This is a genomic window from Thalassotalea atypica (assembly GCF_030295975.1).
GTDB lineage: Bacteria > Pseudomonadota > Gammaproteobacteria > Enterobacterales > Alteromonadaceae > Thalassotalea_F > Thalassotalea_F atypica.
Genome location: NZ_AP027364.1, coordinates 504,686 through 523,390, shown reverse-complemented (window position 1 = coordinate 523,390; position 18,705 = coordinate 504,686). Strand labels below are relative to the sequence as shown.

At 41.0% G+C, this 18,705-nt stretch carries 13 protein-coding genes and 5 tRNA genes; all 18 read right to left on the bottom strand.

Going from position 1 to position 18,705, the window contains the following annotated elements; translation table 11 throughout:
- Nucleotides 1–202 precede the first annotated feature (202 nt).
- Nucleotides 203–4,408 carry a DNA-directed RNA polymerase subunit beta' gene (gene rpoC, locus QUE03_RS02445; RefSeq protein WP_286264729.1) on the bottom strand — a complete coding sequence of 1,402 codons (4,206 nt, stop codon included), beginning with the start codon at nucleotides 4,406–4,408 and terminating at the stop codon, nucleotides 203–205.
- 102 nt (nucleotides 4,409–4,510) lie between these two features.
- On the bottom strand, nucleotides 4,511–8,539 hold the full coding sequence (rpoB, locus tag QUE03_RS02440) for a DNA-directed RNA polymerase subunit beta (RefSeq protein WP_286264728.1): 4,029 nt from the start codon (nucleotides 8,537–8,539) through the stop codon (nucleotides 4,511–4,513).
- 284 nt (nucleotides 8,540–8,823) lie between these two features.
- The gene (gene rplL / locus QUE03_RS02435) at nucleotides 8,824–9,192 is read right to left on the bottom strand and encodes a 50S ribosomal protein L7/L12 (protein WP_286264727.1); all 369 of its coding nucleotides are present in this window, start codon (nucleotides 9,190–9,192) and stop codon (nucleotides 8,824–8,826) included.
- Nucleotides 9,193–9,293: 101 nt separating this feature from the next.
- Nucleotides 9,294–9,788 carry a 50S ribosomal protein L10 gene (gene rplJ, locus QUE03_RS02430; RefSeq protein WP_286264726.1) on the bottom strand — a complete coding sequence of 165 codons (495 nt, stop codon included), beginning with the start codon at nucleotides 9,786–9,788 and terminating at the stop codon, nucleotides 9,294–9,296.
- Nucleotides 9,789–10,085: 297 nt separating this feature from the next.
- Nucleotides 10,086–10,781 (bottom strand): 50S ribosomal protein L1, encoded by a 696-nt coding sequence (rplA, locus tag QUE03_RS02425; protein WP_286264725.1) that lies wholly within the window; start codon nucleotides 10,779–10,781, stop codon nucleotides 10,086–10,088.
- A 3-nt stretch (nucleotides 10,782–10,784) separates the two neighbouring features.
- Nucleotides 10,785–11,213 carry a 50S ribosomal protein L11 gene (gene rplK / locus QUE03_RS02420; RefSeq protein ID WP_286264724.1) on the bottom strand — a complete coding sequence of 143 codons (429 nt, stop codon included), beginning with the start codon at nucleotides 11,211–11,213 and terminating at the stop codon, nucleotides 10,785–10,787.
- Nucleotides 11,214–11,439: 226 nt separating this feature from the next.
- On the bottom strand, nucleotides 11,440–12,018 hold the full coding sequence (nusG, locus tag QUE03_RS02415) for a transcription termination/antitermination protein NusG (protein WP_286264723.1): 579 nt from the start codon (nucleotides 12,016–12,018) through the stop codon (nucleotides 11,440–11,442).
- A 2-nt stretch (nucleotides 12,019–12,020) separates the two neighbouring features.
- Nucleotides 12,021–12,401 carry a preprotein translocase subunit SecE gene (gene secE, locus QUE03_RS02410; RefSeq protein ID WP_286264722.1) on the bottom strand — a complete coding sequence of 127 codons (381 nt, stop codon included), beginning with the start codon at nucleotides 12,399–12,401 and terminating at the stop codon, nucleotides 12,021–12,023.
- Nucleotides 12,402–12,479: 78 nt separating this feature from the next.
- Nucleotides 12,480–12,556 (bottom strand) — tRNA-Trp (locus QUE03_RS02405).
- 154 nt (nucleotides 12,557–12,710) lie between these two features.
- A complete protein-coding gene (locus QUE03_RS02400) occupies nucleotides 12,711–13,733 on the bottom strand; it encodes an energy transducer TonB (RefSeq protein ID WP_286264721.1) in 1,023 nt (340 codons plus the stop codon).
- A 379-nt stretch (nucleotides 13,734–14,112) separates the two neighbouring features.
- On the bottom strand, nucleotides 14,113–15,297 hold the full coding sequence (gene tuf / locus QUE03_RS02395) for an elongation factor Tu (protein ID WP_286264720.1): 1,185 nt from the start codon (nucleotides 15,295–15,297) through the stop codon (nucleotides 14,113–14,115).
- Between the two features lie 74 nt (nucleotides 15,298–15,371).
- Nucleotides 15,372–15,447, bottom strand: a tRNA-Thr gene (locus tag QUE03_RS02390).
- A 15-nt stretch (nucleotides 15,448–15,462) separates the two neighbouring features.
- Nucleotides 15,463–15,536: transfer RNA gene (locus QUE03_RS02385), tRNA-Gly, on the bottom strand.
- A 32-nt stretch (nucleotides 15,537–15,568) separates the two neighbouring features.
- Nucleotides 15,569–15,653, bottom strand: a tRNA-Tyr gene (locus QUE03_RS02380).
- 33 nt (nucleotides 15,654–15,686) lie between these two features.
- Nucleotides 15,687–15,762: transfer RNA gene (locus QUE03_RS02375), tRNA-Thr, on the bottom strand.
- A gap of 122 nt (nucleotides 15,763–15,884) precedes the next feature.
- Complete coding sequence (locus QUE03_RS02370; protein WP_286264719.1) at nucleotides 15,885–16,661, bottom strand: type III pantothenate kinase; 777 nt, start codon at nucleotides 16,659–16,661, stop codon at nucleotides 15,885–15,887.
- On the bottom strand, nucleotides 16,658–17,635 hold the full coding sequence (gene birA, locus QUE03_RS02365; RefSeq protein ID WP_286264718.1) for a bifunctional biotin--[acetyl-CoA-carboxylase] ligase/biotin operon repressor BirA: 978 nt from the start codon (nucleotides 17,633–17,635) through the stop codon (nucleotides 16,658–16,660). Before birA ends, QUE03_RS02370 begins: the two co-directional genes overlap by 4 nt.
- The gene (gene murB, locus QUE03_RS02360; protein ID WP_286264717.1) at nucleotides 17,628–18,659 is read right to left on the bottom strand and encodes a UDP-N-acetylmuramate dehydrogenase; all 1,032 of its coding nucleotides are present in this window, start codon (nucleotides 18,657–18,659) and stop codon (nucleotides 17,628–17,630) included. The genes birA and murB overlap by 8 nt, the downstream gene beginning before the upstream one ends.
- Between the last annotated feature and the right edge of the window lie 46 nt (nucleotides 18,660–18,705).

The following is an 18,705-nucleotide window of genomic DNA, read 5'->3' as shown; positions in this document are numbered from 1 at the left end:
TTAAGTTAAAACATGGGTAAATACATTGACTAAGTTTGTCATTTTACCCGCTTATAAACGTGAAAAACCGCGACCTTATTATTCTAGCGCACAAGGCACAGAATATAGGGTCGCGGAATTCTAATGGTCAAGGCTTAACCTGTCAAGCTTTAACTAAACTTAAGACAGGTTAATTGATCATTTTCATCGCAAAAGGATCGCTTTAGTCATTTGCGTCTGCATTCAAAGCATCAGTTAGTGCTTGTGCTGCTTCGTCTGCTGAAACTGTAGTTTCTTCTTGCATTGCTGCATTACGCTTACGAGCACGATCCTGATGGTAAGCATAACCTGTACCTGCCGGGATCAAGCGACCAACAATTACGTTCTCTTTCAAGCCACGTAACGCATCTTTCTTACCTGCAACTGCAGCTTCTGTAAGTACACGTGTTGTTTCTTGGAACGATGCCGCAGAGATAAATGATTCAGTTGCTAGTGATGCTTTGGTAATACCCATCATTAACATTTCAAGCTCAGCTGGCTTCTTACCTTGAGCTTCTAACTCACGGTTGGCAATATTTACATTGGCAACTTCAAGTATTTCACCTTTCAGGAACTCTGAATCACCTGCGTCTAAAATCTCGCACTTGCGGATCATTTGACGAACGATAACTTCAATGTGTTTATCATTGATTTTTACACCTTGTAAACGGTATACATCTTGTACTTCGTTAACAATGTAGTTTGCAACTGGTGCAACACCACGCAAGCGTAATATATCATGTGGTGACTCAGGACCGTCGGCAATAACTTCACCTTTAAGTACTGATTCACCTTCGAACACGTTAAGTTGACGCCACTTAGGGATCATCTCTTCGTAAACAACACCATCTGGTTGAGTAATCAATAGACGACGCTTACCTTTAGTTTCTTTACCGAAGCCGATAACACCTGTTTTCTCAGCAAGAATTGCTGGTTCCTTAGGCTTACGAGCTTCAAACAAGTCCGCTACGCGCGGCAGACCACCGGTAATATCACGAGTCTTCGAAGATTCTTGCGGGATACGTGCTAACGCGTCACCAATACCAACTTCACTACCATCTTCCAAGTTAACGATCGCGTTACCAGGTAAGAAGTATTGCGCAGGAATTTCAGTACCAGCGATCATCACGTCATTGCCTTTCGCATCAACTAGCTTAACCATTGGGCGCATTTCTTTACCCGCTGAGCTACGTTGACCAGCATCAGTAACAACAATGCTAGACAGACCTGTTAATTCATCAGTTTGACGAGTCATAGTTAGGCCATCGATTAAATCGACGAACTTAATTTTACCTGCCACTTCAGTGATGATTGGATGCGTATGCGGATCCCAGTTTGCAACTGTTTCACCAGCTTCGATAGCTTTGCCATCTTGCTTGTTTAATACCGAGCCGTAAGGCACTTTATAGCGCTCTTTCTCACGACCTAGCTCATCGATTACTGTTAGCTCAGAAGAACGTGAAGTGATAACAACTTTCTTCTCAGAGTTAATGACGAACTTGGCGTTTTGAAGTTTCAATGTACCAGTGTTTTTAACTTGTACAGAGTTTTCAGCTGACGCTCTTGATGCCGCACCACCGATATGGAACGTACGCATCGTTAACTGTGTACCTGGCTCACCAATTGATTGAGCAGCTACAACACCAATTGCTTCACCTTGGTTGATCATATGACCACGGGCCAAGTCACGTCCGTAACAATGAGCACAAATACCAAAGTCTGTTTGACACGTAATGATAGATCGTACTTTGATTTGATCGACAGAATTCTCTTCAATCACATCACACAACGCTTCATCAATTAATGTGTTACGTGGCAGTAATACCGTTTCAGTACCAGGAATAAGCACATCATCAGCTACTACACGACCTAATACACGTTCACGTAAAGGCTCTACAACATCACCACCTTCAATGAGTGGTGTCATTAATAAACCGTCTTCTGTACCACAATCGTGTTCAGTAACAACCAAATCTTGTGCAACATCAACTAGACGACGAGTTAAGTAACCCGAGTTAGCTGTTTTAAGTGCAGTATCCGCTAGACCCTTACGAGCACCGTGAGTAGAGATGAAGTACTGTAGTACGTTCAAACCTTCACGGAAGTTAGCAGTAATTGGTGTTTCGATGATTGAGCCATCTGGCTTAGCCATTAGACCACGCATACCGGCTAGCTGACGAATCTGTGCGGCACTACCACGAGCGCCTGAGTCAGCCATCATAAAGATTGAGTTGAAAGAGTCTTGCTCTTCTGGCTCACCATCACGGTTAATAACTGTCTCTTTTGACAAGTTGTCCATCATCGCTTTAGACACTTTTTCGTTCGCAGACGACCAAATATCGATTACTTTGTTGTACTTCTCACCCGCTGTTACAAGACCTTGTTCAAACTGTTCTTGAATTTCGGTTACTTCTTCTTCAGCAGCATCGATGATTGTGTACTTAGCGTCAGGAATTACCATGTCGTCTATACCAACAGACGCACCCGCGATCATCGCGTAGTGGAAGCCGGTATACATAATGTGGTCGGCAAAGATAACAGTATCTTTAAGGCCAAGGTTACGATACGCATGGTTAATCAATTTAGAAATTGGCTTTTTGCCAAGTGGCTGGTCGATTAAATCGTATGGTAGTCCTTCAGGACATACTTGCCATAAGATTGCACGACCTACCGTTGTATCACGTAAGGTCGTAGTGGCGACTAATTCACCCTCTTCGTTACGAACATGTTCAGTAATACGAATTTTAACACGAGCATGTAACTCTGCTGCACCGGTACGGTATGCTTTTTCAGCTTCTTTAGTGCTGGCAAATACCATGCCTTCACCTAAACCGTTAACGCGATCACGTGTTAAGTAGTAAAGACCTAATACAACATCCTGTGAAGGAACAATAATTGGGTCACCGTTCGCAGGAGAAAGTACGTTGTTCGTTGACATCATTAACGCACGAGCTTCTAACTGTGCTTCAAGAGTCAATGGTACGTGCACCGCCATTTGGTCACCATCGAAGTCGGCGTTATATGCCGCACAAACTAATGGGTGTAAATGGATTGCCTTACCTTCGATAAGTACAGGTTCAAACGCTTGGATACCTAGTCTATGTAGAGTAGGTGCGCGGTTAAGCATCACTGGATGTTCACGAATAACTTCGTCTAATACATCCCATACTTCTGCGCCTTCGCGTTCTACTAATTTTTTAGCCGCTTTAATCGTTGTCGCTAAACCACGTGCTTCTAATTTTCCGTAGATGAATGGCTTGAATAGCTCTAACGCCATTTTCTTAGGTAAACCACACTGGTGTAAACGTAACGTTGGACCTACAGTAATTACTGAACGACCAGAGTAATCAACACGCTTACCTAGTAGGTTTTGACGGAAACGACCTTGCTTACCTTTAATCATATCGGCAAGTGATTTCAATGGACGTTTGTTTGAACCGGTAATAGCACGACCACGACGACCGTTATCAAGAAGGGCATCAACAGACTCTTGTAACATACGCTTTTCGTTACGTACGATAATGTCTGGTGCTACCAAGTCTAGAAGACGTTTCAAACGGTTGTTACGGTTGATAACACGACGGTATAAATCGTTTAAGTCAGACGTAGCAAAACGGCCACCATCTAGTGGTACTAGAGGACGTAAGTCAGGTGGTAGAATTGGTAGTACTGACATGATCATCCACTCTGGCTTGTTACCAGATTGTGCGAATGATTCCATCAATTTAAGACGCTTAGTGATTTTCTTGCGCTTAGTTTCAGAGCCAATTTCAGGTAGCTCTTCACGCATTTGAGCGATTTCACCTTCAAGATCGATTTGTTGTAAAAGCGCTAACACCGCTTCTGCACCCATCTTGGCATCAAACTCGTCACCGTGCTCTTCTAAAGAATCTAAGTATTCTTCTTCAGTAAGAATTTGACTACGCTCCAATGTAGTCATACCTGGTTCGGTCACTACATAAGATTCAAAGTAAAGTACGCGTTCAATATCACGTAATGTCATGTCTAGTAATAAACCAATACGCGAAGGCAGTGATTTAAGGAACCAGATATGTGCAACCGGGCTTGCTAATTCGATGTGACCCATACGCTCACGACGAACTTTGGTTAAAGTAACTTCAACGCCACATTTTTCACAAATAACACCACGGTGTTTTAATCTTTTGTATTTGCCACAAAGACATTCGTAGTCTTTTACTGGGCCAAATATACGCGCACAGAATAAACCATCACGTTCAGGTTTAAATGTACGGTAGTTGATGGTTTCTGGTTTTTTAACTTCACCGAATGACCATGAACGGATCAAATCTGGTGATGCTAATCCAATGCGAATACCATCGAATTCTTCTGTTTGATTTTGTTGCTTAAGAAACTTAAGTAAATCTTTCACACTCTATCTCCTGTCGGAGTTAACCTTGATAGAGAGCGGTATAGCCGCTCTCTCCATGTACTAACTTTTAGCAGTTAGTCTGCTCAACAACTCGCTATGCGGTTATTCCTGATCTAATTCAATGTTAATACCTAAAGAACGAATTTCTTTAAGTAATACGTTGAATGATTCAGGCATACCCGGTTCCATGCGATGATCACCATCAACTAAGTTTTTATACATCTTAGTACGACCGTTAACATCATCAGATTTAACCGTTAACATTTCTTGTAGCGTATATGCAGCACCGTATGCTTCTAGTGCCCATACTTCCATCTCACCGAAACGCTGACCACCGAACTGAGCTTTACCACCAAGTGGTTGCTGAGTAACAAGTGAGTATGAACCTGTTGAACGTGCATGCATTTTGTCATCAACTAAGTGATTCAGTTTCAACATGTACATATAACCAACGGTTACAGGACGTTCAAAACGACGACCAGTACGACCATCTGTAAGGTTGAACTGACCACTTTCAGGCATGTCTGCTAACTTGAATAGGTCTTTAATTTCTCTTTCGCTTGCACCGTCAAATACTGGTGTTGCAATAGGAAGGCCTGCACGTAAGTTATTCGCTAGACGTTGGATTTCATCATCAGAGAAGCTATCGATATCAACTTCTTGACGAGATTCACCCAGTTCATACACTTCTTTTAAGAAGCTACGCAATTTAGCAACTTGTTGCTGAGCTTTGATCATGCGATCAATCTTCTCACCAATACCACGTGCCGCCATACCTAAGTGAGTTTCTAAAATCTGACCTATGTTCATACGTGATGGTACACCCAACGGGTTAAGTACGATATCAACTGGAACACCATTTTCGTCATACGGCATATCTTCAACAGGTACTACGTTTGAAATAACACCTTTGTTACCGTGACGACCGGCCATTTTATCACCTGGCTGAATGCGACGTTTAACGGCAAGATAAACTTTAACAATCTTCAATACGCCTGGTGCTAAATCATCACCTTGAGTGATCTTACGACGCTTAACTTCGTATTTCTTATCAAAGTCAGCTTTAATGTTGTCGTATTGCTCAGCAATTTGCTCAAGTTCTGCTTGTTGACCATCGTCAGATAAGTTTTGAACTAACCACTTGTCACGTGACATTGAGTTAAGATCAGACTCATTTAAGCCAGAAGAAAGAAGAAGCTTCTTAGCACGAGCATAAATGCCATCTTCTAAGATGCTAAACTCATCGCCTAAGTCTTTCTTAACTTCTTTAAGCTGCATTTCTTCTATTTCTAGTGCACGAGCGTCTTTTTCAACACCGTCACGAGTGAAGATTTGTACATCGATGATCGTACCAGACACTGAGTTAGGTACGCGTAATGAACTGTCTTTAACATCAGCAGCTTTCTCACCGAAGATAGCACGTAAAAGCTTTTCTTCAGGTGTTAACTGTGTTTCACCTTTAGGTGTCACTTTACCTACTAAGATGTCACCACCGTTAACTTCAGCACCTATATATACAACACCAGATTCATCAAGTTTAGATAATGCAGATTCACCAACATTAGGAATATCAGAAGTAATCTCTTCTGAGCCTAATTTGGTATCACGAGCAATACAACTTAATTCTTGAATGTGAATTGTAGTGAATCGGTCTTCTTGAGCTACACGCTCAGATAACAACATTGAATCCTCAAAGTTGTAACCATTCCAAGGCATGAAAGCGATACGCATGTTTTGACCAAGTGCCAATTCACCCATATCAGTTGACGGACCATCAGCCAATACATCGCCACGAACTACCGGCTCACCAATGCGACACTGTGGGCGTTGGTTAATACAAGTGTTTTGGTTAGAACGTGTGTATTTAGTTAAGTTATAGATATCAATACCTGCTTCACCAGCATGCATTTCATCTTCATTCACTTTAACTACGATACGAGAAGCGTCTACATATTCAACGACACCGCCACGTTTAGCTACAGCTGTAACGCCAGAGTCAACGGCAACGATTTTTTCCATACCGGTACCAACTAGTGGCTTGTCCACTTTCAATGTTGGCACTGCTTGACGTTGCATGTTCGACCCCATCAAGGCACGGTTAGCATCATCGTGCTCTAGGAATGGAATAAGTGATGCAGCAACAGAAACGATCTGTTGTGGAGAAACGTCCATGTACTGAACCGCCTCTTTAGACATCAACGTAAATTCATTTTTGTGACGACAAGGTACTAGGTCACTTGTTAAGCGGCCGCTTTCATCACGTTCAGCATTTGCCTGAGCGATAACAAAGTTACCCTCTTCAATCGCTGATAAGTAGTCAACTTCATCTGTTACTATACCGTCAACAATTTTACGGTAAGGAGTTTCTAAGAAACCGTAATCGTTGGTACGTGCGTAACAAGACAGCGAGTTGATCAAACCGATGTTTGGACCTTCCGGCGTTTCGATAGGACATACTCGACCGTAGTGGGTTGGATGTACGTCACGTACTTCGAAACCTGCACGCTCACGCGTCAAACCACCAGGGCCTAATGCAGAAATACGACGCTTATGCGTTACTTCAGATAACGGGTTGTTTTGATCCATAAACTGTGAAAGTTGTGATGAACCAAAAAACTCTTTAACCGCTGCAGAAATTGGCTTAGCGTTAATTAGGTCTTGAGGCATTATAGCGTCAAGGTCACCTAAGCTTAGACGTTCACGAACAGCACGTTCAACACGAACAAGGCCGACGCGGAATTGGTTTTCTGCCATTTCACCTACAGAACGAATACGGCGGTTGCCTAGATGATCGATATCATCTACTTCACCTTTACCATCACGGATGGCAATTAATGTTTTCATTACTGAGATGATATCTTCTTTAGATAAAATTCCTTCGCCCGTTGAATCAGAAGAGCCAACACGACGATTGAACTTCATACGACCAACTGTTGATAGGTCATAACGCTCTAACGAGAAGAATAAGTTCGCGAATAAGCCTTCAGCTGCATCTTTCGTTGGTGGCTCGCCAGGGCGCATCATACGGTAGATTTCTACTAGCGCTTCTAAACGGCTGTTAGTTGAGTCAACACGAAGCGTATCTGACATATATGAACCAACATCAAATTCGTTCATATATAATGTGCTAAGCTGCTTGTGACCAGCTTGACTTAGTTCAGCTAGTAATTCTAACGTGATTTCAGCATTTGCTTCAGCAATCACTTCACCAGTAGATTCATCAACATACGCTTTAGAAAGTACACGGCCTACAATATATTCTGCTGGAACTTCTAACTCAGTAATATTTTCTTTTGATAACGTACGAATGTGACGTGCGGTAATACGACGGCCTTGTTCAACTAATACATCACCATTTGGCAATTTAATATCAAAAGTAGCAGTTTCGCCACGAAGTCGTTCAGGAACAAGTTCCATGATCAACTTATCGCCTTTGATTTCGTATCCTGTTGTATCGTAGAAAATGTCTAAGATTTCTTCAGTAGAATAATCTAGTGCACGTAAGATAATCGACGCAGGTAATTTACGGCGACGGTCAATACGAACAAATAAGTTGTCTTTGGGATCGAATTCAAAGTCTAACCATGAACCACGATAAGGGATAACACGTGCGTTATATAACACTTTACCTGAAGAATGTGTCTTACCTTTATCGTGATCGAAAAATACGCCTGGAGAACGGTGTAATTGAGAAACAATAACACGCTCAGTACCATTGATGACGAATGTACCATTTTCCGTCATTAATGGTATTTCACCCATGTATACTTCTTGTTCTTTGATATCTTTTACTGTGCCAGCCGGCGCTTCTTTATCATAGATAACTAAACGTAACTTAACACGTAACGGAGCAGAATAAGTGACACCACGAATTTGACATTCTTTAACATCAAATAATGGCTCACCTAAACGGTAACTCACGTATTGTAATTCTGAACTACCAGAATATGCTTTTATCGGGAAAATTGAACGAAAAGCGGCTTCTAAACCGGTTTCACCTGTAGGGTCAATATCAATAAACTTGCGGAAAGATCCGAGTTGGATGGACAACAGGAATGGATATTCCATGACCTGTGCACTTTTACCAAAGTCCTTTCTAATTCGTTTCTTTTCAGAGTAGGAGTATCCCATGGGGTTCCTCAGCTAGCTGGTTATACCGAATCTGTCTTAGTTTTGTCGACTAAGCTAAGACAGCCTTTTTGCTTTGACATCAAATGCCAAGTTGATTGAATACTTCAACGAAATATTCAATCAACTTGGCAAGCGTCTAACTTTTTATAATGCACTGTTTTGCTTTTAAAAAAAACCAATTTAGTTGGCTTCGTAAAAAATAGCTTTAATTAGCGCAAAAAGGCCGGTGACGTTTAAATCACCAGCCAATGCCTTTTCAGGCAAATAATCTGTCTAGAGACAGATTATTTGATCTCAACAGAAGCACCTGCTTCTTCAAGAGCTTTCTTAAGCTCTTCAGCTTCAGCTTTCTCAACGCCTTCTTTAAGAGCTTTAGGAGCAGATTCAACTAACTCTTTAGCTTCTTTAAGGCCAAGACCTGTAGCGCCACGAACAGCTTTGATTACTGCAACTTTCTTCTCACCGAAACCAGTTAAGATTACGTCGAATTCAGTTTGCTCTTCAGCAGCACCACCAGCGTCGCCGCCAGCTACTGCAACAGCAGCAGCAGCAGAAACACCGAATTTTTCTTCCATTGCTTCGATTAATTCAACAACGTCCATTACTGACATTTCAGCAATTGCGTTTAAGATATCGTCTTTAGAAATAGACATACTATAATTTCCTAATTTTTAATAAACAGTCTTTATTAATTTAAATGAACTGTTTGAAATAACTATTAATACAAAAAGTGCGATTTGCGTTAGCAAATAAATTACGCTGCTTCTTGCTCTTTCTGATCGCGAACTGCAGCAATCGTGCGGCAAAGTTTGCCAGCAGATGCTTCTTTCATAGCGCTCATTAAACGTGCAATTGCTTCGTCGTAAGTTGGTAGCTTAGCTAACATGTTTACGTCTACTACATTACCTTCAAATGCTGCTGCTTTTAATTCAAATGCTTCGTTAGTTTTAGCGAAGTCAGAGAATAAACGCGCTGCGGCACCTGGATGCTCGTTTGAAAATGCAATTAATGAAGGACCTTTAAACGTGTCTGCAACACATTCAAATTCAGTACCTTCTACTGCGCGACGCGCTAAAGTGTTACGGACAACTTTCATCCATACACCGTTCTCACGTGCTTGCTTACGCAATACAGTAATTGCTTCAACTGTGACGCCACGTGCGTCGGCAACAACAGCTGATTGAGCGCCATTGGCAGCTTCTTGAACTTCAGCAACAATTGCTTTTTTGTCATCAAGATTGATAGCCATTGGCTTTAACTCCTGGTTCAACCGGATCATTCCGGTGTTTTCAATCCCTAATAAAATAAATTATTAGGCCGTTACGGCGAGGACCAGAATTTAGGAAAATGTCTGGGTAATCACCATCTACGCAGGCTCTAATTAAGATTCTTACATATAAATATGTAAAATCACCTACGGTCTTTGACGGACCACTAGAGTTGCAAATAATACGCAATCCCAGCAGTTCCTACCAAAATTTAAGGGGCGAAATTATAGTTCACAATATCACCCCTGTAAAGCTTCAATTAATTGAAACTTTGAAAGTTACATGCTTAAGCTACTTTGGTCTACTGTTACACCAGCACCCATAGTAGTTGAAACTGAAACCTTCTTAATAAATTGACCTTTAGCATTTGCTGGTTTTGCTTTCTTAAGCGCTTCCAATAATGCTTCTAAGTTTTGTTGTAACTTAGCATCGTCAAAATCAACCTTACCAATAGTAGTATGGATGATACCGTTCTTGTCGTTACGGTAACGAATTTGACCAGCTTTTGCGTTATTAACCGCAGCAACTACGTCTGGTGTTACAGTGCCAACCTTAGGGTTAGGCATTAAACCACGTGGGCCTAAGATTTGACCTAGTTGACCAACAACACGCATTGCGTCTGGAGTTGCGATAACTACGTCAAAGTCCATTTCACCTTTCTTAACTTGTTCAGCTAAGTCTTCCATACCAACGATGTCTGCACCAGCTTCTTTAGCTTTGTCTGCATTTGCACCTTGAGTGAATACAGCAACACGTACGTCACGACCTGTACCGTTAGGTAGTACAGTTGCACCACGAACGTTTTGGTCTGATTTACGAGCATCAATGCCTAAGTTGATAGCAACATCAACACTTTCTTTGAAATTAGCTGTTGCTAATTCTTTAAGAAGTGCGATTGCTTCGTTGATTTCATAATCTTTTAATACGTCTACTTTTTCACGGATAAGACGAGCGCGTTTTGATAATTTAGCCATTGATTAGTCCTCTACCACTAAACCCATTGAACGAGCAGAACCCGCAATGGTACGCACTGCAGCTTCCATAGAACCAGCAGTCAAATCAGGCTCTTTCATCTTAACGATTTCTTCAAGTTGAGCTACTTTAACAGTACCCACTTTTTCAGTGTTAGGACGACCAGAACCACTCTTGATACCAGCAGCTTTCTTAAGTAAGTATGATGCAGGTGGAGTTTTAGTTTCAAACGTGAAAGAGCGATCGCTGTATACAGTAATTACTACTGGAACTGGAGCGCCTTTATCTAAAGAATCTGTTTTTGCGTTGAACGCTTTACAGAATTCCATGATGTTTACACCGTGTTGACCAAGAGCTGGACCAACTGGTGGTGACGGGTTTGCTGCACCAGCAGCAACTTGTAGCTTGATTAAAGCTTGGACTTTTTTAGCCATCTTCAATATACCTTTAGTTTGGGTTCTAACGCTCTGTTCAATATTTCAGAACAACTAATCATTTAAGATTGAGCTCCCCGTGGATTAAAAAACGCTTTTATTGAACAAACTTTCATCCGGACAAATAAAAACGGCAGCGGATTATAAATTAATCAACACTGCCGTTTCAAGATCTTTTTATATTTAGATGAAAAATAGTTAAAAACTACCTTTCACAGCGATATTTCTATTCGCCTTTTTCTACTTGTACAAATTCTAAGTCTACTGGCGTTGAGCGACCGAAGATAAGTACAGATACTTTAATGCGGTTCTTCTCGTAATCGAGCTCTTCAACGACACCATTAAAGTCAGCAAAAGGTCCGTCAATAACGCGTACCACTTCACCCACTTCAAATAAAGTCTTAGGTTTAGGCGCATCTGTCTCTTCAAGGCGCTGCAAAATACGATCAGCTTCTTTTTGCGTGATAGGAGCTGGACGATCAGACGTTCCACCGATGAACCCTAATACACGAGGCACACTTTTAACCAAGTGCCATGCTTCTTCATCCATCGCCATTTCTACTAATACATAGCCAGGGAAGAATTTACGCGCACTTTTTCGTTTTTGGCCTGCACGCATTTCAATTACTTCTTCAGTTGGTACTAATACCTGTCCGAACTTGTCTTGCAATGCATGGATTTCAATGTGTTCTAAAAGCGTTTTTTGAACACGTGCTTCATAACCTGAAAACGCTTGAACTACGTACCAACGCAATTTAGGTTTGTTTTCTTGATTTGAGCTTTCTGAGATAGTTTCTTCAGACATATTTACACCTGTAACCCAGTAACGAAACCAACAAGCCAGAATAGAATTGAATCTAAGCCCCACATTACTAATGACATGAATAAGGTAGCAACAAGTACAATACCTGTAGTTTGCACTGCTTCTTGTCTTGTTGGCCAAACAACTTTACGCACTTCAGTACGTGATTCTTTTGCAAAAACCACAGCATTGCGACCTTTTGTTGTTTGCATGGCAATTAAACCAGCAACAACAACAGCAGCAACTACACCTAATGCTCTAACCAATACAGATTGGTCACTAAAATAATAATTGGCGAACACTGCGCCACCTAAAACGAGGAAGATAATACCCCATTTCAAAGAATCTAGAGAACCACTTGGCTGGCTTTCTGTACTTGCATTCATAAAATTGACCTGTTAGTTACCGTCTAGCTTTACTGTCTCGTTCTATACGAGTGTTGTAGATTATTCCACAACCTAATATGGCAGGGGTAGAGAGATTCGAACTCCCAACCGTCGGTTTTGGAGACCGCTGTTCTACCAATTGGAACTATACCCCTAAATTATTTACTTACACTTACCGAGCGGTTCTTAAATTGTTTTGGGAAAAATAAGAGTTACTCTAGAAGTGAGCCCGCTATTATACTGAGTCAATAATATATCTCAAGGAGAATTTAATATTCCTCACGCCATATATTTGATAACTCGCAACTATTAATTTAGGAGGATGTTATTTCCTGTTTCGATGACAGTAAACTCAGTTCCTACCTGACCTTCAAGCAACAACTTACAGTGTGCTCCATCAATAGGAATCTCAATATCTGTTGTTCGCTGTAAGGACTTGAAATAGTTCCTGCACCTAAGTTCAATCCTTATTATCTTGCCAACAACATCTTGCACACTAAGCTGGCTTTTTACGATACGGTGATATGTTATTGTATCTTCTTTGTCCACAACATAGCTTTTCTTGATTTCTTGCTGGGCATTCAAGGATGCCGTAATTAAGGCTTGGTACTCTGAATAACCATCTTCAGTCAAATTTACACCGGTCAGTCTCTTCATTGAATTGAGTACATCTAAAGCAAACTGATACTCAAGGTCATAAAGTGCATAATCAATCAGGTTCTTCGTCACAATGTACGCATATTGATCGGTAAGTTTTTCCTTTAGTACCCATGCGTCATACGTTGCGCTTTGATATTTACCCCACTCTTTTGTTTTTGAGTAATATATGGATGACAGCCATGAGAAATATGCTTGTTCAGTTAAATTTTTGACTTTATTTTCTTCGAGATCAAGTAGTACAGATGAAGCTTCCTCCAAGTGTCCCTTTTCAATAAGCTTATTCGCTTCATCATAGCCCCGGCTGAAATGAACGGAAATGCCATCATTAGGGTTTCCCCAAAGACTTTTTTGAAATTTGAGTAAAAAGGTTCTTTCTGTTTTTATCGGTTTACCATTACGATTCGCAGGAATATACCTTAAATTCTCGACATATTGTTTGGCTTTGGCTTTTTTGTCTTTTGACTTTGATGAACTGATCACTTCAATGTTTTCAGGCTTCCCGTCAACGTTGACCACATAACTCAGATATGCCCACGATTCTTTGCGTGAATTGCTTGAGTCTTCGTATGTTTTTGCATTTAGATTTTCTTCAAAAATTGATACTTTAAAATTAGTAGATAAACTGCTGAAAGACACAATAATGAAAAGAGAAGACAACGCTCCCTTGAACATATTCATTCCTTGAATGGTTAATAAAATTCCATCTTGAACATATCATTTATTGCAATACGATGACTACAATTAAAGTTGTTTAAGTAACTAAATAAGAACTTCAAATAGCAAATACAAAAAGGGCCGCTTTCGCGACCTTTTTCAGTGTATTCTAAAAAGAATCGATATTAGTCGATTACTTTAGAAACAACACCAGCACCTACTGTACGGCTCTCAACTTCATCGCGGAGCGATTCGTCCTCGTTTACTGAAGTTAGTCAACTATGACTAACTTCTCAACGTACTCGGTCATCACGGATAAATCCGCTCGGTGGCCTAGTAACAAAAAAGGATGCCGAAGCATCCTTTTTTTAAGTTCTGTGTGAACTAAAGCTCGATATTAGTCGATTACTTTAGAAACAACACCAGCACCTACTGTACGGCCACCTTCACGGATAGCGAAGCGTAAACCTTCGTCCATCGCGATTGGGTTGATTAGCTCAACAACAAACTTCAAGTTGTCGCCTGGCATTACCATTTCTACACCTTCAGGAAGCTCTACTGCACCTGTGATGTCAGTTGTACGGAAGTAGAACTGTGGACGGTATCCTTTGAAGAATGGAGTATGACGACCACCTTCATCTTTTGAAAGTACGTATACTTCTGATTCGAACTTCGTATGCGGGTTGATTGAACCAGGCTTACAAAGTACTTGACCACGTTGTACGTCTTCACGCTTAGTACCACGTAAAAGTACACCACAGTTCTCACCAGCTCGACCTTCGTCAAGAAGCTTACGGAACATCTCTACACCAGTACATGTTGTAGTGGTAGTTTCTTTGATACCTACGATTTCTACATCGTCACCAACACGAACGATACCGCGTTCAACACGACCTGTTACTACTGTACCACGGCCTTGGATTGAGAATACATCTTCAATTGGAAGAATGAAGTCACCATCGATTGCACGCTCTGGCTCTGGAATATAAGTATCTAATGCGTTAGCAAGTTCTAATACTTTTTCTTCCCAGTTTGCTTCACCGTTCAATGCACCTAGTGCTGAACCTTGAATTACTGGTAAGTCGTCACCTGGGAATTCGTATTCTGAAAGAAGTTCACGAACTTCCATTTCTACTAATTCTAATAACTCTTCGTCATCTACCATGTCACATTTGTTCATGAATACGATGATGAAAGGTACACCAACTTGACGAGAAAGAAGGATGTGCTCACGTGTTTGTGGCATTGGACCGTCTGTCGCTGCAACTACTAAGATTGCGCCGTCCATTTGAGCAGCACCAGTGATCATGTTTTTAACATAATCGGCGTGACCAGGACAGTCTACGTGTGCGTAGTGACGAGTTTCTGTATCGTATTCGATGTGAGAAGTATTAATTGTAATACCACGCTCGCGCTCTTCTGGAGCGTTATCGATTTGTGCGAAATCTTTAACTTCACCACCGTGAGTTTTTGTTAATACTGCAGAGATAGCAGCTGTTAGTGTTGTTTTACCGTGGTCAACGTGTCCGATAGTACCAACGTTAACATGCGGTTTCGAACGTTCAAATTTTTCTTTAGCCACTTTAAAATACCTCGAGGTAAAAATTTAAGTTTAAAATTTTAGTAAAAGATAAGTATAGATAAGATTCAATGAAATGGTGCTAATAGGCAGATTCGAACTGCCGACCTCACCCTTACCAAGGGTGCGCTCTACCAACTGAGCTATATCAGCACTATGTACAAAGAATGGAGCGGACGGCGGGAATCGAACCCGCAGCTTTAGCTTGGAAGGCTAAGGTATTACCACTATACGACGTCCGCTTTGCAAATCTATCAGATATCTCTGCAAAAAATGGTGGAGGGAGGTGGATTCGAACCACCGAAGGCGGAGCCGTCAGATTTACAGTCTGATCCCTTTGGCCACTCGGGAACCCCTCCAAATTCTTTTTAACACTATTGCTAGTGTATTAATGGTGCCGACTGCCGGAATCGAACTGGCGACCTACTGATTACAAGTCAGTTGCTCTACCAACTGAGCTAAGTCGGCACTACATTAAGTGGAGCGCATTCTAGAGTAATGTTTTGAAGCTTGCAATAGCTAAAATAAAAAAAATTGCTTAATTTGACCGTTTGACGTTTTTTTATGCAAGTTAACAATATTTATCAAGATTATTGCGCTATATAGCAAGCTAACCCAATAAAAATTAACTTTTCAACATAGCTAAATGATTGTAGGTCATTGTTGACTTCACAGTGCTGCATTAATAATTTACCGTTGCCACCGGTAAAAATGACGCGACTTGGCTTGTCCCCTGAGTCATTAGCTAATTTAATCGCTTGCTCAACGGCGCCAACGGTTGCAGCCCAACTAGCATAAGATAGGTTATCTGAAGTCGATTTACCAAAAGCAATATTCTCTACATGTGTTGCACTGCCTTTCACATTAGCTGTAGATTCAAGGACACTGTTTGTCATCAGTTCTATACCGGGTAAAATCCAGCCGCCATGATGTGATCCTTGAGCATCTAGCACGTCAAATGTAGTTGCCGTACCACTATCAATAATCAAACAATTATCAGTGGGGAACATTTGTTTTGCACCTACTAGTGCCAACCAACGATCCACACCCATTTGACCGAAATTTGTATAACCATTAATTACATTATTAAAACTCTTTTCTGTACCCACTATTTTGAACGGTATACTTTTGCTGATTGCCCAATTTTTCAGTATTTCGCTGTAACGTTGATCATTTACGTTGGCAAAAACAAGATGGGTGATATTGCTTAAATGCTCAGTTAGCCATTTTGAAGTCAATTCTTGATTGTCGATACTGATTATGGCGCTATAGCATTGCTCTTCTACTATCGATCCCTTTATGTCCTCATCAAGAAGATAATGAACATACTTAAATCGCGTGTTACCGATATCGAGTAATGCGATCATGATACTCCCCTAACGCTGACTTCCCCACCAAACACGGTTCTAACTTCATTGCCATCATCAAGCAGCAATGCGCCTTGCTCATTTATTCCGCGGCAGGTACCAAATATTTCATTATTGCCTGTGACTAATTTGATCGGTTTATTAAGAAAAATATCTGACTGGTGCCAATCGTCTAACATAGCTTTTAAGCCTGTGCTTTTGTACTGTTTCATCCGTTTATTTAACGAGAAAATTAATGTGGCGGCTAATAGATTTCGATCAACCCCTGTGGCAACGTGTAAACTAAGATCGGTCCAAGGTTGATCTATGGTTTTAGCTGCAGCCACTGGCATATTTACATTTACGCCTAAGCCGATAATGCTATGACAGGATCCCGTTGCCTGGCCTTCTAGATCAATCAATATTCCGGCAATTTTTTCCCCTTGGACATAAATGTCATTAGGCCATTTTAAACCAACTTCGATACTGAACAATGCAGAAATGGAATCTTTGACGGCAAGCGCTGTTAACAAACTTAAGCCCATTGCTTGCGACATGCCTTGTTCAAGAGGTTGATACATTGATAAGTAGAGATGTGAGCCAAAAGGAGAAAGCCACTGACGACCTCGTCGACCTCTACCTGATTGCTGGTATTCGGCTAAACAGATTTGCCCCGAGCTTAGTTGGTTAGGTAACTTTCTCATCAAGTAGTTATTTGTAGAGTCAATTACATTATGTACTTCAACTGTGTTTTCTAAGCCAAACTCTTTCAAGTAGGCGCTGATAACCTGCTTATCGAGTAATTCAATCGGCACGGCGAGTTGATATCCTTTGCCACGGACTTTGAAAATATCTAAGCCCATCTCGCCTAAATTACTAACTTGATTAGAGATAGCGGCTCTAGATACGCCAAACTTGTCTGCCAACTCTTGGCCCGAAACAAATGTTCCTGATGCCAGCTCTTTGATTAAATGCTCTTTAATTGATTTAGCCATGAATAGTTAACTCTTGAAACGACTTTTCACCTTGAGCAGTGACCAAGCGAACTTCAGGCTCAAGTTGAACATTAAACTTAGCAAAGACCTCTTTCATGATTAATATTGCTAAGTCAAAAATAGCACGACCAGATTCACTATGATGATTAACGAGCACCAGCGCTTGCTTAGCGTGAACACCAACTCCAAGCATTTTATACCCTTTATAACCACTCTGCTCAATTAACCAACCCGCGGCCAATTTGACATGTTGTTCGTCTACTTGATAATGCGGAATTTGACCATAGTGTCTTTTCAATGCATCAAGAATCGCTATTGGAACTATAGGATTTTTAAAAAAACTTCCCGCATTGGGGATATCGCTAGGATCAGGTAATTTTGATTGGCGTATGATAATGACTTTTTCCAACACCTCTTTGGCAGTGCAATCAACAGCTAGCTCGTTAAGCCCTGCGTAGGTGATTTTGGGTTGCCAAAGCTTGGGTAATTTAAGCGTCACTGCTGTTATCAACCCTTTATTTTTCAAGTCATGTTTAAAAATACTGTCTCTGTATTTGAATTGGCATTGTTCCGTCGTCAGTACTTTCTCTTGATTTGACTCAAAACAAAACCAACGTACTTGCTGGCAAAAATCCGCCAGTTCTACCCCATACGCTCCAATATTTTGAACAGGAGCTGCACCGACGCTCCCAGGTATGAGCGCTAAATTTTCTAAACCGTAAACACTGTTATTCACACAATGTAAAACTAAATCATGCCAATTTTCACTTGCCGCTGCAGTGACTAAATAATACTCGTCATGAGTTTCAATTTTGACGCCATAAAGCTTGGGACTCACCAGCACGGGGGTAATCTCATCAAGGAACAGCGTATTACTTCCTTCTCCAAGAATGTAAAAGTGCTCAGGTAATTGGTTAGATAGCTTTATCAAATCGTCAATATTTTCTGGTTGATAAAACGCTTGGCAATGGGCTTGTACGGCCAAAGTATTTAAGGCTTTGACAAATTTTGGGCTTGGTTTCATATCAAAAGTGCTATGTTGTTTGCATTATTGTACTGAACAATGATGT

Coding starts and splice junctions, on each gene's coding strand:
- rpoB (WP_286264728.1), bottom strand. CDS start 8,539: ATGGGATACTCCTACTCTGAAAAGAAACGAATTAGAAAGGACTTTGGT.
- rplJ (WP_286264726.1), bottom strand. CDS start 9,788: ATGGCTATCAATCTTGATGACAAAAAAGCAATTGTTGCTGAAGTTCAA.
- rplA (WP_286264725.1), bottom strand. CDS start 10,781: ATGGCTAAATTATCAAAACGCGCTCGTCTTATCCGTGAAAAAGTAGAC.
- nusG (WP_286264723.1), bottom strand. CDS start 12,018: ATGTCTGAAGAAACTATCTCAGAAAGCTCAAATCAAGAAAACAAACCT.
- rplL (WP_286264727.1), bottom strand. CDS start 9,192: ATGTCTATTTCTAAAGACGATATCTTAAACGCAATTGCTGAAATGTCA.
- rplK (WP_286264724.1), bottom strand. CDS start 11,213: ATGGCTAAAAAAGTCCAAGCTTTAATCAAGCTACAAGTTGCTGCTGGT.
- QUE03_RS02370 (WP_286264719.1), bottom strand. CDS start 16,661: ATGATCGCATTACTCGATATCGGTAACACGCGATTTAAGTATGTTCAT.
- QUE03_RS02400 (WP_286264721.1), bottom strand. CDS start 13,733: ATGTTCAAGGGAGCGTTGTCTTCTCTTTTCATTATTGTGTCTTTCAGC.
- secE (WP_286264722.1), bottom strand. CDS start 12,401: ATGAATGCAAGTACAGAAAGCCAGCCAAGTGGTTCTCTAGATTCTTTG.
- birA (WP_286264718.1), bottom strand. CDS start 17,635: ATGGCTAAATCAATTAAAGAGCATTTAATCAAAGAGCTGGCATCAGGA.
- murB (WP_286264717.1), bottom strand. CDS start 18,659: ATGAAACCAAGCCCAAAATTTGTCAAAGCCTTAAATACTTTGGCCGTA.